Annotated in this window: 13 protein-coding genes; 6 read left to right on the top strand and 7 right to left on the bottom strand. The window is 70.4% G+C overall.

Going from position 1 to position 12,576, the window contains the following annotated elements; translation table 11 throughout:
• Nucleotides 1-170 precede the first annotated feature (170 nt).
• On the bottom strand, nt 171-731 hold the full coding sequence (locus ACZ5WE_RS08785) for an RNA polymerase sigma factor (RefSeq protein WP_467684387.1): 561 nt from the start codon (nt 729-731) through the stop codon (nt 171-173).
• Between the two features lie 154 nt (nt 732-885).
• On the opposite strand from ACZ5WE_RS08785, the gene ACZ5WE_RS08780 reads away from it, so the two are divergent.
• Entirely contained in the window at nt 886-1,917 is a 1,032-nt protein-coding gene (locus tag ACZ5WE_RS08780; protein ID WP_467684389.1) for a MerR family transcriptional regulator, read from the top strand.
• A gap of 56 nt (nt 1,918-1,973) precedes the next feature.
• On the opposite strand, the gene ACZ5WE_RS08775 is transcribed toward ACZ5WE_RS08780, so the two are convergent.
• From ACZ5WE_RS08775 to ACZ5WE_RS08765, 3 genes are read right to left on the bottom strand one after another with little or no spacing between them, the layout of a single operon-like run.
• A complete protein-coding gene (locus ACZ5WE_RS08775) occupies nt 1,974-3,017 on the bottom strand; it encodes an iron-containing redox enzyme family protein (RefSeq protein ID WP_467684391.1) in 1,044 nt (347 codons plus the stop codon).
• Entirely contained in the window at nt 3,007-3,336 is a 330-nt protein-coding gene (locus ACZ5WE_RS08770; protein WP_467684393.1) for a CDGSH iron-sulfur domain-containing protein, read from the bottom strand. The genes ACZ5WE_RS08775 and ACZ5WE_RS08770 overlap by 11 nt, the downstream gene beginning before the upstream one ends.
• Nucleotides 3,320-4,000: a HemK2/MTQ2 family protein methyltransferase gene (locus tag ACZ5WE_RS08765; protein ID WP_467684395.1), complete on the bottom strand. Its 681-nt coding sequence runs from the start codon at nt 3,998-4,000 to the stop codon at nt 3,320-3,322. The genes ACZ5WE_RS08770 and ACZ5WE_RS08765 overlap by 17 nt, the downstream gene beginning before the upstream one ends.
• 370 nt (nt 4,001-4,370) lie before the next feature.
• Here ACZ5WE_RS08765 and ACZ5WE_RS08760 point away from each other — a divergent pair, with 370 nt between their 5' ends.
• The 4 genes from ACZ5WE_RS08760 (at nt 4,371) to ACZ5WE_RS08745 (ending at nt 9,718) form a co-directional block, all read left to right on the top strand.
• Nucleotides 4,371-5,675, top strand: a complete 1,305-nt coding sequence (locus ACZ5WE_RS08760) for an ATP-grasp domain-containing protein (protein WP_467684397.1) — start codon at nt 4,371-4,373, stop codon at nt 5,673-5,675.
• A gap of 38 nt (nt 5,676-5,713) precedes the next feature.
• Nucleotides 5,714-7,762: a CocE/NonD family hydrolase gene (locus ACZ5WE_RS08755; protein WP_467684398.1), complete on the top strand. Its 2,049-nt coding sequence runs from the start codon at nt 5,714-5,716 to the stop codon at nt 7,760-7,762.
• Between the two features lie 147 nt (nt 7,763-7,909).
• Complete coding sequence (locus ACZ5WE_RS08750) at nt 7,910-8,266, top strand: PRC-barrel domain-containing protein (RefSeq protein ID WP_361839446.1); 357 nt, start codon at nt 7,910-7,912, stop codon at nt 8,264-8,266.
• 264 nt (nt 8,267-8,530) lie between these two features.
• The gene (locus tag ACZ5WE_RS08745) at nt 8,531-9,718 is read left to right on the top strand and encodes a serine hydrolase domain-containing protein (protein WP_467684401.1); all 1,188 of its coding nucleotides are present in this window, start codon (nt 8,531-8,533) and stop codon (nt 9,716-9,718) included.
• A gap of 26 nt (nt 9,719-9,744) precedes the next feature.
• On the opposite strand, the gene cpt is transcribed toward ACZ5WE_RS08745, so the two are convergent.
• Both cpt and ACZ5WE_RS08735 read right to left on the bottom strand, forming a co-directional pair.
• Entirely contained in the window at nt 9,745-10,278 is a 534-nt protein-coding gene (gene cpt, locus ACZ5WE_RS08740; protein WP_467684403.1) for a chloramphenicol phosphotransferase CPT, read from the bottom strand.
• 49 nt (nt 10,279-10,327) lie between these two features.
• On the bottom strand, nt 10,328-10,741 hold the full coding sequence (locus ACZ5WE_RS08735; protein ID WP_467684405.1) for a hypothetical protein: 414 nt from the start codon (nt 10,739-10,741) through the stop codon (nt 10,328-10,330).
• Between the two features lie 188 nt (nt 10,742-10,929).
• On the opposite strand from ACZ5WE_RS08735, the gene ACZ5WE_RS08730 reads away from it, so the two are divergent.
• Complete coding sequence (locus tag ACZ5WE_RS08730; protein ID WP_467684407.1) at nt 10,930-12,153, top strand: 4-hydroxybenzoate 3-monooxygenase; 1,224 nt, start codon at nt 10,930-10,932, stop codon at nt 12,151-12,153.
• Here ACZ5WE_RS08730 and ACZ5WE_RS08725 read toward each other — a convergent pair.
• Nucleotides 12,126-12,551, bottom strand: coding sequence for a MerR family transcriptional regulator (locus ACZ5WE_RS08725; protein ID WP_467685174.1), 426 nt, complete (start codon nt 12,549-12,551; stop codon nt 12,126-12,128). The genes ACZ5WE_RS08730 and ACZ5WE_RS08725 overlap by 28 nt on opposite strands.
• Nucleotides 12,552-12,576: the final 25 nt, after the last annotated feature.

Here is a 12,576-nt window from a genome sequence, read left to right as displayed (position 1 = left end):
CCGTTTCGAGGGGAACGACGACGGCCTCAGCGGCACCGACTCCGCTGAGGCCGACAGGAGGCAGGGTCCGGGCGGATCTGCCGACCTCAGGCTCAGGGAACGGTCACGACGAGCCACTTCCTACTTCCGTGGAAGCCCGCTGCATGGATGCACCCGCGCCCGAGAATTTCTCACCGGCCGCCTTGTACGTCCTCCAGGCGCAGGCGCAGACTGCGCATGCCGCGCCGGGCATGGCTCTTGACCGTGCCCAGCGGCCACCCGGTGCGCTCGGCGATCTGCGGATGGGTCAGGTCCTCGTAGAACGCCATGCGCAACACGGCCCGCTGCGGGCCCGGCAGCCTCGCCAACTCCTGCGTCATCAGCGTCCGGTCGACCGCCGATTCCATGTCCTCGTTCGCCCGGTGGTCCATGGTGGCGTACTGAGCCCCCGCACCCTGGACGAGCGCCGCCCGTCGGGCGCGCGCGCTGAGCGCGTCCGCGATCCGGTGCCGGGCGATCCCCGTCAACCAGGCCGCCGGACTGCCGAGTTCGGGACGGTAACCGGACCGGCCGCGCCATGCGGCGAGAAACACCTGCTGTGTGATGTCCTCCGCCTCGCGGCTGTCGCCGAGCGCGCGCTGGGCCAGGGCGTGCACCAGCGGCCCCCACCGGCGGTACACCGCCGTGATGCCCGCCTCGTCTCCGGCGTCCCTGACGGGGGCTCGCATCTGCTGTGGCGCCGGTGTGCTCATGGGCGTCTCGTCAGCTCCTCCCGGCGATCGCAATCGCCGTACGACCGAACGGAAACGGGCAGCCGCCTCGTCGCCGTGTCCGCGATCCGGTCATCCTGGAAACAGCCGCTGGCGCATGGCAACCCGCATCGGTTGTGCGTCGTATCGTGGCCGGATGAGCGAGGGCCAACGCCGCGGTCAGGGCAGCGAATCGGCGATCACCGGAGTCACCACCGGTGCCCTGGCGCGACGGCTCGGGGTGTCACCGACGACGTTGCGGACCTGGGACCGCAGATACGGTCTGGGCCCGGCCCGGCGCGATCCCGGTCACCACCGCCGCTGGTCCGAGCGTGACGTCGCCATGGTGGAGGAGATGAGCCGCCTCACCTCCTCGGGGATGCCGCCGGCCGTGGCCGCTCACGAGGCCCTCAAGCTGCTCGACCCCGGGGCCGGCGCCGTGCCCGCGCCCGGACAGTCCGCCGTGCCGCGACAGCGACGGCCCGCGGGCCCTGTCCCGATGCCGTCACCCGACACGTTCCTCCGCCGCCGACGTGGACTCTCACGCGCCGCCGTACGGCTCGACGTCCCCGCCCTGCAGGACCTACTGGCCGACGCGGTGGCGAGCCACAGTCTGGTCACCGCGTGGCAGGAGGTGATGGTGCCGACGTTGCACGCGGTGGGCCGCAAGTGGGAAGAGGCCGGCGACCGTTACGTGGAGGTCGAGCACCTGCTCTCCTGGCACGTCTCCCGCACCCTGCACCGCTGCGCCACGGCCCCCGCGGCTCCGGCCCCGCCGAGCGCACCGGACGCGGACGCGCCCCTCGTCCTCGCCTGCGTACCGGGTGAACAGCACTCACTCCCGCTGGAGGCGCTCAGCGCGGCGCTGGGTGAACTCGGCGTACCCCAGCGCATGTTCGGCGCGGCCGTGCCGGTCGAGGCGGTCTCGGCCGCGGTGCGCAGGACCGGTCCGGCCGTCGTCGTGCTGTGGGCACAGGCCCGCTCCACCGCGAGCGTTCCGCTGGCCCGGCACATCGCCGACACCCGGTGGGGGCTGCGCGGCGCCCGCGGCCGTCCCGTGGTCATGCTCGGCGGGCCCGGGTGGTCAGGTCCGGCGGTTCGTGGAGCGCTGCGGCCCACCAGCCTGCGGGAGGCGCTGACCCAGATCGGCAGAGTGCGCGGTCGGGCGGCGACCGAACGCGGGAGGTGATCGCGGCAGTCGGCCCGCCGTCGGTCCGCCGCCGTCAGTCCGCCGTCAGTCCGCCGTCAGTCCGCCGTCAACGGCGTGCGCAGCGCGCTGCGTTCGTCGCGCCAGGCGGACAGAAGTCGTGCACCCAGGCGGTCCTCCAGGAAACCCGTGGCCTCGATGCCGAAGACCACGTCCGCCTCGAGGCCGGGTTCACTCGCGAGGAGGCCACCGATCACCTCGCGGCGCACCACCTGTTCATGAACGGCGTCGGCCTCCACGTGCTCGTCGTAGAACCGCTCGGCCGCCCGCCCGGTGCCGATCCTGCGCATGGCCTTGGCCAGCCGCCGCGACCCCGGCGACGAGGTCACCTCGACGGCGGCGAAGTGTCCGACCAGCGCGCCGCGCAGCGCCCGGTGCAGGCCGAGCAGGGACATCAGATTGACCGTCGCGAGCGCCTCGCCCGGAGCGGCGTCGAGATAGTGCCCGTACGCCGTCTCCAGCGAGAGGTCCGCCATGAGGTCGGCGAAGAGGCGGGCATGGATGTCCTCCGCCCGCCCGGCTCCGAACTCGTCGAACTCGATGGCCACCATGCCCGCCTTGGCGCGGCCGTGCAGCCGGGGGATGACCCAGGCGTGCGGGTCGGCCTCCTTGAGGTGGTACAGGGAGCGCGCCGCGGCGTACTCCCTCAACTGCCACAGTTCCCCGTCGCGTTGGAGGTGGTGGCTGACACTGGTGTCGCTGTGACCGATGGGCTCCACCAGCAGGTCCGCCAAGGCGCGTTCGGCGCTGTCCGTGGAACGGCAGTTGGCGCGCAGGGCGCCCAGAAAGCGCCCTTCGAGCGCACGCCGCAGTCCCAGGAGCTCGGGGTCCCATTCGAGATCCTCGCGGACCCCGTCGAAGCCTTGGTAGTGCAGCTCGTACAGCGTGTAGAGAGCGAGCTGCAGATCGTCTCCGTAGGGGTCGGCGTCGTGTGTGTCGAGGGGCAGCGGGCCGGGGCTCCCCCCGGAACGCAGCGTGCCGACCACGAGGCGGGACAGCACGCCGCGGGGCTCGGGCAGCGCGGGGCTCGCGCGGCGCGACTCGCGGACACCGTCGGAGGCGGCCTGGTTCTCAACGGGCATCGGGTTTTTCCTCCCCCATCGTCTTTTCGGCATCCTCGGTGTCGGTGTCGGTGTCGGTGTCGGCGTCCGGCGCGGTGGCTGCCGAGGCCGTGTCCTCGGGCCTCACGCGGCGGCGGTGACTGGTGTCGCACCACGGGTAGGTCCGGCTGCGGCGGCAGGTGCAGATCGCGGCGGTGAAGCGCCGGGACGCGATGACGCTGCCGTCCTCCGCGACCACCTCGACAGGACCCTCGACGAGCAGCGGGCCCTCCGGGTCGATCGTGACGCGGCGGGTCCGCTGGTCCCGTGCGGTCGGTGCGGGCTCAGGTGCGTTCGGCACGGATGACCACCAGTTCTTCCTTGTCCTCGTCCCCCAACAGCCCCTGGCTGCGCAGGAAGTCCAGGCGGGAGCGCAGGACCGGCCCGAGCGGGATCAGGGCGCGGTCGGCCACCGAGGTCTCCAGGCCTGCCTTCGTAAGACGCCGCAGCGTCTTGTCGGCGTCGCACAGAGCCGAGTGGACCATGAGCAACACACCTCCGGGGCGCAGCACTTCGGGGGCCGCGTCGCAGATGCGGTCGACCACTGCCCGACCGTCCTGCCCAGCATCCCAGGAGCGGGCCGCCCCGCGCCGCGGCAGCCGGCCGGAGGGGGAGGGCACGTACGGGGGATTGCTCGCCACGAAGTCGTAGGACCTGCCGGGAACGGCGGCCGTGAGGTCGCCCCGCAGGACGGTGACGCGCTGCCGCGCCGCCAGCGCGTTGAGGCGGGCGGTCAGGACGGCACGCCGGGCGATGTCCACCGCCGTCACCCGGGCGCCGAGCCGCGCCGCGTGGACGGCCAGAGCGCCACTGCCGGTGCCGAGGTCCAGTACGTCCGTACCCGGACCGATGTCCTCTCGGCACAGTGCGCGTGCGAGGAGGCCCGTGTCGTCCTGCGGTGCATAGACGCCGGGAAGGGTCATCAGATGCCCCGGGGTCACACCCGCTGTCGTGTCGGCGATCATCACGCACCTCCGGTCGTTGTGGGGCCGGCCGGGCGGAATCCCTCCTCGCTCCGCCCTCTCACCACCCTCCGCTGTTCCGGCACCGGCCACCACTCGGGTGATGACGCACGGTGACGTATCGGACCGACTGCGTGTCTCCTCGGCCTCATGGGTTCCTTCGGGTGCTCGGGGCTCGCTCCCGCGACTGTCGTCCGTCCCTGGTGCCCGACGAACCGTGAAGCACACGTGCGGCGCCCGCCGTGCGGCGCTGGTCACGCGAGCGGGGCCGATGCGGGACGAGGGGTGGGGATTGCGCCACTGTGCTGTGGGTACGCGGCCATCCCTGCCACCCAGCGGAACAGCTGTGGCACCCAACCATCGAAAGGGCGCCATGCCGTACAACATTTTCGTGCTCGGCCTCGACGAGGCCAATCTGCCGACGCTGCGCGCCGTGCCGGACGCGCAGGACTACGTCTTTCACCCCCTGCTCACCGTCGACGAGCTGCAGAGCGGCGAGGTGTCGGTCCCCGGCCTTCTCGCCGAGGCCGAGCGGATCCTCGACGCGTTCGACGGTCACATCGACGCGATCGTCGGCTACTGGGACTTCCCCGTCAGCACGCTCGTGCCGATCCTCGCCGAGCGCTACGGGACGCGCAGCACCAGTCTGGACTCCGTGGTCAAGTGCGAGCACAAGTACTGGAGCCGACTGGAACAGCGGCGGGTCACCGACGCGCATCCGCCGTTCGGCAGGGTCGACATGGAAAGCGCCGATCCCAAGCCTCCCGAGGGCATGGACTTCCCGATGTGGCTCAAGCCGGCCCTGTCGTACTCATCGGAACTGGCATACGGGGTCAAGGATCAGACCGAGTTCACGGAGGCGGCCGACCGCATCCGTGAGGGGATGGGGCGCATCGGGCGTCCCTTCGAGGACATACTCGCCCGCGTCGAGCTGCCCCCGGAGATGGCCGACGTGGGCGGCCAGGTATGCCTGGCCGAAGGCGCGCTGAACGGCATCCAGGTCGCGGTCGAGGGCTACGTCCACGAGGGCGAGGTCACCGTCTACGGCATCATCGACTCGATTCAGTACCCCGACTCGTCGTGCTTCCTGCGCCACCAGTACCCCTCCACTCTCCCCGGACCCGTGATCGAGCGGCTGCGGGACGTGTCGGAGCGGGTCATGCGGCAGATCGGCATGGAGGCGGCGACCTTCAGCATCGAGTACTTCTACGATCCGCGGTCCGATGCGCTCAACCTCCTCGAGATCAACCCGCGCCACTCCCAGTCGCACGCGGAGATGTTCGAGTTCGTCGACGGGGTGCCCAACCACCACTGCATGCTGAGCCTCGCGCTCGGCAAGGACCCCGAACTGCCCTACCGCCAGGGCCAGTACAAGACGGCCGCCAAGTGGTACTACCGCTGGTTCGCCGACGCCACGGTCCACAACGTGCCCTCCCGCAAGGACATCGAGAGCATCGAGCGCCGCATCCCGGGCGTGCGCGTCGACGTGGTGGTCGAGGAGGGGCAGCGCCTGTCGGACGCATCCGAACAGGACAGTTACAGCTACGAGGTGGCTCACATCTTCACGGGCGGGGAGAGCGAGGAGGACATCCGGACCAAGTACGACCAGTGCGTGGCTGCCCTCGGCCTCACCTTCGACGAGGCCGAACCGGGTGGGCGCGACACGAAGAACGACTGAATCGCGAACACCTCCGCACCACGAAGGAGCGACCCGGCTTGCGCTATGTGAGCGACCTTCCGTACGAGACCAAGGAAGAGGAGAACGTCACCATCCCCGCGGCGGACGGAACCCGCCTCGCGGCCCGCATCTGGCGGCCGACGTCCTCCGACCAGGAACCCGTCCCGGCGGTCCTGGAGTACATTCCCTACCGCCAGCGCGACCTGACCGCCGAGCGCGACTCCATCCACCACCCCTACATCGCCGGGCACGGCTACGCCTGCGTCCGCGTCGACCTGCGCGGCACCGGCGACTCCGAAGGGGTACTCAAGGACGAGTACCTGGAGCAGGAGCAGACCGACGCCGAGGACATCCTGGCCTGGCTCGCCGACCAGCCCTGGTGCGACGGCACCACCGGCATGATGGGGATCTCCTGGGGCGCGTTCGCCGCGCTCCAGGTCGCCGCACGACAGCCGGAGAGCCTGCGCGCCATCGTCATCGCGTCGTTCACCGACGACCGGTACGCCGACGACATGCACTACATGGGCGGCCAGCTGCTGTCCGACAACCTCGCCGAGGCGGGCACCATGTTCGCCTACGGCACCATGCCGCCGGACCCGGCCATGGTCGGTGACCGGTGGCGCGACATGTGGCACGAGCGGATGGAGGGCACCCGCCCCTGGGTGCTCGAATGGCTCAAGCACCAGCGCCGCGACGACTACTGGCGGCACGCCTCGGTCTGCGAGGACTACCAGGCCGTACGCTGTCCCGTCCTCGCGTCGAGCGGCTGGGCGGACGGCTACTCGAACGCGGTGACACGGCTGCTCGGAAACCTGGACGTGCCGCGCAAGGGTCTGATCGGCCCCTGGTCCCACAAGTTTCCGCACCTCGGCGAACCGGGCCCCGCCATCGGCTATCTCCAGGAAGTGGTGCGCTGGTGGGACCACTGGCTGAAGGGCGTCGACAACGGCGTCATGGAAGGGCCGATGCTGCGGACGTGGATGCAGGACAGCGTGCCGCCTTCCACGTCGTACGAGGAACGTCCGGGCCGCTGGGTGGGAGAGCCGTCCTGGCCCTCCCCGCACATCACTCCGGTCGTGCGGCGCCTGACGCGCCACGGTCTCTCCGACCCGGTGGCTCAGCTCGACGCTCCGGCCGATGCCGCTGCACCCGAAGAGGGCCTTTCCGTCCAATCGCCGCTGTCCGTAGGCCAGTTCGGCGGGAAGTGGGCCTCCTACAACGCGCCCCCCGACCTGCCCTACGACCAGCGTGAGGAGGACGGCGGCTCGCTGGTCTTCCAGACCGACCGGCTGACCGAGCGCACGGAGATCCTCGGCTCGCCCAGCGTCGAACTCGACCTGAGCGTCAGCGAACCCGTCGCCATGGTCGCGGCCCGCCTCTCCGACGTGGCCCCCGACGGCAGCGCCACCCGGGTCAGCTACGGCCTGCTCAACCTCACCCGCAGCGAGGCGCACGGCGATCCGCGTCCGCTCGAACCGGGGCGCCGCTACCGCGCGGTCATCCCGCTCAACGGCGTCGCCCAGGCCTTCCCGCCAGGTCACCGCATCCGCCTGTCCCTCTCCACCTCGTACTGGCCGCTGGCCTGGCCACCGCCGAAGCCGGTACTCCTGACCGTGTACGAGACATCGAGCACCCTGACACTCCCGGTCCGCCCGGTGGAGGAGCCCGATGCCTTGCCGGAGCAGCCCTTCGACGAGCCGGAAGGCACCCGGCCGAGGTCTCCCGTCCAACTGGTCGCCCCCGAGGAGCGCTGGCAGGTCAAGCGTGACCTGGTCGACTACGCGGCGGAGCTGGAGATCGTCAAGGACCGGGGGACGGTGCGGCTCGAGGACATCAACCTCGACGTCGGCCGCCGGGCCTACGAGCGCTACACCTCCGTGGCCGAGGACTTCACATCCGCCACCGGTGAGTCGGCCTGGACGATGACTTTCCGGCGAGACGACTGGGACGTACGGGTGGAGACCCGCACGGTCCTCAGCTGCGACGAGGAGAACTTCCGGGTGGACGCCACCCTGGACGGTTACGAGGGCGACAGGCGGGTTTTCTCGCGTACCTGGAATGAAACCGTGCCCCGGGACTTGCTCTGACACCGCGGCGGAAGCAGCCGCGGTGATACGGCCGGAAGTTTCTGTTTGGCGTCTTTTTGGCAGGGCACCCGATGCGTTGGAGGTTGATCATCTCCTCCCGCTATGTGAATCCCTGCGTTTCAGGGAAAACCAATTGAGGAGTTCTCGATGAGCAACGAAATCTGGAGCTACGCTCCCACCGCCGGGCACGGCCCGGACGCCGACCTGACGGGTTACAAGGTCGAGGCCGCGGACGGTCACATCGGCAAGGTCGACAAGCACTCGAACGAGGTCGCCAACCAGTACATCGTCGTCGACACCGGAGTGTGGATCTTCGGCAAGGAGGTGCTGCTGCCCGCGAGCACCGTCACCGCCATCGACCACGAGGCGCGGAAGATCCTGGTCTCACGCACCAAGGACCAGATCAAGGACGCGCCGGAGTTCGACAAGGAGAAGCACCTGGGCGACCCCGCCTACCGGGACCAGCTCGGCGGTTACTACGGCGGTCTGGGCCCGGGCCACTGACGCTCGCGCGGGCACGACCGGGGGTGTGACCACGCCGCCCCACTGACACCGATGGCGTCCGAGGCACTTCATGCCCCGGGCGCCATCAGGTATTTCCGGAACTGAGGAAATGCCGCTACCGAATTGAATTCCCGTTCTCCCGTCGGCCTTATGCGGTTCTTTTCGATCGAGCGGCACCAGGGAGAAGGAGTCCGGGTTCGATCAGGGGTGGGATCAGGGAGATCCCTGATGGCGAGCGAGTTCGGCTTCGACAGGATGAGCGGCATGACATCGCACTCTCTCTCGCGCCGGTCCCTGGTCGGCGGAGCCGTCGCGGCCGGGGCTCTTCTGTCCACGGCACCGGGCGCTGTGGCCCGGGCAGTTGCGAGGCCCACCGCCTCGGCCGACGCCGTCGAGGCCACCGCGCTCCCGCCACTCGACCCGGCCGCGCTGCGGGCCGCCATCTCCGATCTCACGCGTCCGCCATCGACGTCCGCGCAGTTACATGTCGCCGGCTCGGAGGGCTCCTGGTCCGGAACCGCGGGCGTGGCCGACCTCGCGAGTGGCCGTGCCGCCGAACCGGACGACGCGTTCCGCGCGGGCAGCGTCACCAAAGTGTTCATCGCGGCAGTCGTCCTGCAACTGGTCGCGCAGCACCGCGTGGAGCTGGATGCCGCGATCGGCCGCTGTCTGCCGGGTCTGCTTCCGCGGAGCTTCGCCCGCATCACCGTGGCGCAGCTTCTGAACCACACCAGCGGCCTGCCCGATCACCGGGGCATGCCCGCGCCGCGTACTCCCGAAGAGGTTATCCGGCACAGATTCGACCGGTGGACGCCGCGGGAGCTGGTGGCGACGGTCACGCATGGACCGCTCAAGTTCCCGCCCGGCACCAAGCAGGAGTACCGGGGCATCAACTACGTCCTGCTCGCCCTGCTCATCGAGCGTCTGTGCGGGATGCGTTACGGCGATGTGATCAGGGAGCGCATCCTGCGTCCGCTGGGCCTCGAACGGACGTCGATACCGGGCGACGACATACGACTGCACGGCTCGCACGTGCGGGGTTACCTGCGCATGTCCGACGGGTCGCTGCGGGACGTCACCGTCTGCAATCCGTCGTCGAGTTGGGGCGAGGGCGAACTGGTCTCGACCGTCGACGATCTGTCCCGCTTCCTGGAAGCACTGTTCCGAGGCGCGCTGTTGCCGCCCCACGCGATGGAGAAGCTGTTCACGCCGCCGCCCGCCGACGTGCTCATGCTGGACGGCAGCCCGGCGCGCTACAGCATGGGTCTGCAGAAGGCCACGGTGAACGGCGTGACCTTCTGGGGAAAGACGGGCGAGTGGTACGGCTACCGCACCCGGATCTTCTCCACGCGCGATCAGCAGCGTCGCTTCGTGCTCACCTACACCCCTACCCCGCTGAACGCCCGGGAGGACATGACCGAACGGGTCGTCGCCGCGCTCACGGGCGCCTGAAGCCGCCGGGGCCGCCGCGTCGCCGCTCAGCCGACCCGGGCGGCGATGGCTCGCGCGCAGTCCAGGGACTCGGTGCGCGTGGTGTCCACTTCCATGTCGTAGAGCACGCCGTGGTGGACCACTTCGGCCTGGGAGGCGGCCATCCCGGCCACCCGGTCGCCCCGCGCCGTCTCCCGGCCGGCGGCGACCGTGCTGTCACAGCGGACGCCGACCCACAACACCCGCAGATCACCGAGGGACTTGCGCCACCGCTCCTGAGACGCCGCACCACCGAGGAAGACCTCGTCGACGATGACCCGGGCGCCGGCGCGGGCCATCGTCGCGACCCCTTCGACCCACGCCGCCTCCAGCATCCGGAATGCGGGGCCTACGATCACCTCGCCGTCCGCGCCGAACTCGATCCCCTCCGACGCGGTCCTCATGGACGCGGGCATCGCGTCGACCAGCGTGTCGCAGCCGAAGGCCAGCCATGGATCGGGCAGCACCGCCTGCAGACACCGTACGATGCCGGACTTCCCGGAGCTGGACCCGCCGTTGAGAACGATCACTTGAGTCGTCACCGCGTCACAGTAGAACCAGCACAGCGCCGCAGGAAACGCATTTCGCCGGTCAGCCCGTCCCGTCGTACGGGCCGAGGCGGCGGTACGCGGCGCGCGCGTGCAGCACGCGGCCCGCCGTCGTGCCGACGAGAGCCGCGGCCAGCAGGCACGTGATCCACTCGGGATCCCGGTGCCCGGCCCAGGAGATCTCCCCGATGGGGTGCGCGGCGAAGACGTTCAGGAGCATCCAGCACAACAGAGCCGTCCCCGGTGCCGCGATGAAACGGCCCCGCACGCCCAGCAGCGCGGCCAGCACGGAGAGAGCCGCGAGCGCGATCCCTGTACGGTCGAGCGCACCCAGCAGATCGAGCACCATCACCAGCACGAAGGCGCCCGCGTACGCTCCCGTCCAGATGAAGGGCGTGGCCACGGGTTCGGGAACGACCCGCACGCCTTTGGCGATGTACCGCCACTCCGCCAGCATCGATTCCTCCCCACCGCCGGTCCGCCGGGGCGCCGCTGCCCCGGGGACGTCCGTGACCGGCGCCTCCCGCAACGAGACCGACGCACCGGAGATCGGGCACGGGCGTGGTCTCGGGCAGATTGTCGCACCACATCCGATGCGGGCTGTCCGGCGTCGTCCTCTGGTCGTGTCCCCGTCATAATTCCCGGATGAACCCCGACTCATCTCCCGAGCCCTCCGCGCCGCGACGGCGTACCCGCGTCGTCGTCGTAGGAGCCGGACCGGCGGGCCTTGCCGTCGCCAACATCCTCCGTACCGCCGCCGTCGACTGCGTGGTTCTGGAGACGGAGAGCAGAGAGTTCATCGAACAGCGCCCCCGCGCGGGCTTCATCGAGGAACGGGTGGTGCGCGCCCTGGAACAGCGGGGGCTCGCCGACCGGCTGCTCGCCCACGCGCAGACGCATGGTGAGTGCGAATTCCGATGGGCAGGGGAGCGCCACCGTTTCGCGTACGGGGAGCTCTCCGGGCATCGCCACTTCGTCTATCCCCAGCCCCTGTTGGTGACGGACCTGGTGCGCGCCTACGCCGACCGGGCGGGCGGCGACATCCGTTTCGGCGTACGCGACGTGGAACTGCACGGCATCGACACGGACCGTCCCTCGGTGTCGTACACCGACCCGGAGACGGGTGAGCGCCTACGCGTCGACTGCGACGCGATCGCGGGCTGCGACGGCGCGCGCGGCGTGACGCGCGCCTACCTGGGGACGGAGGGGGCCACCATCGCCCGGCACGACTACGGCATCGGCTGGCTCGCCCTCCTCGCCCAGGCGCCACCGTCCTCGGACTGCGTCGTCTTCGGTATCCACCCGCGCGGCTTCGCGGCCCACATGGCCAGGAGCCCCGAGGTCACCCGCTACTACCTCGAGTGCCCGCCCGGTGACGACCCCGAGAACTGGCCGCACGAGCGTGTCTGGTCCGAGCTGCACGCCCGCCTCGCGGTGGCGGGGGCGCCGCCGCTCACCGAGGGGCGCCTGATCGAGAAGCGTGTCCTCGACATGCACAACTACGTCGTGGAGCCCATGTCCCACGGGCGGTTGTACCTCGCGGGCGACGCCGCGCACCTCGTCGCCCCGATCGCCGCGAAGGGAATGAACCTGGCACTGCACGACGCCATGGTGCTCGGCGATGCCCTCGTCGCCTACTGCGCGGAAGGGGACGACAGCGACTTGAGCGGATACTCGGATGCCTGCCTGCCGCGGGTGTGGCAGTACCAGGAGTTCTCCCGGTGGCTCTCGGAACTGTTCCACGGGACGTCGTCGGGTATCCCGTTCAAGGCGGGCACCGCGGCCGCCCGGCTGCGCAGAATCCTCGGCTCGCCGGCCGCCGCTGCCGCGTTCGCCGAGATCTACATCGGGAAGGGCGCCGGCGACTGAGGCTCGGCGTGGGGGAGGTGCGCGCGCAGCGTGGCGGCGAACTCCTCGGCCCGCGCCAACTGCGTACGCAGATCCCGCACCCGTTGCTGCGTGGCCTCCTCGAAGCCGCGCAGCCGCGTCACCAGCTCCTCGCGCCGCGCGGGTGACAGTTCCTCGCCGTGGTCCAGGCGGTCGGTGGTGGCGAGCAGATCGCGCATCTCGTCCAGCGTGAAGCCGAGCGGCTTCATGCGGCGGATGACCATCAGACGGGCCACGTCGTCCTCGGTGTACAGACGGAATCCGCCCTGGGAGCGGGCGGAGGGGATGACGAGGCCGGTGTCCTCGTAATGACGGATGGTGCGCAGCGACAGCTCGGTCCGCGCGGCGACCTCACCGATCTGCATGTGCTCGCCGCCCACGCGCCTGCCTTCCTCGTCACTCGTC

The organism is Streptomyces sp. NPDC033180 (assembly GCF_055577645.1).
Note: the sequence above shows the minus strand (reverse complement) of the source record. Positions and strands in the feature narration are given on the sequence as shown.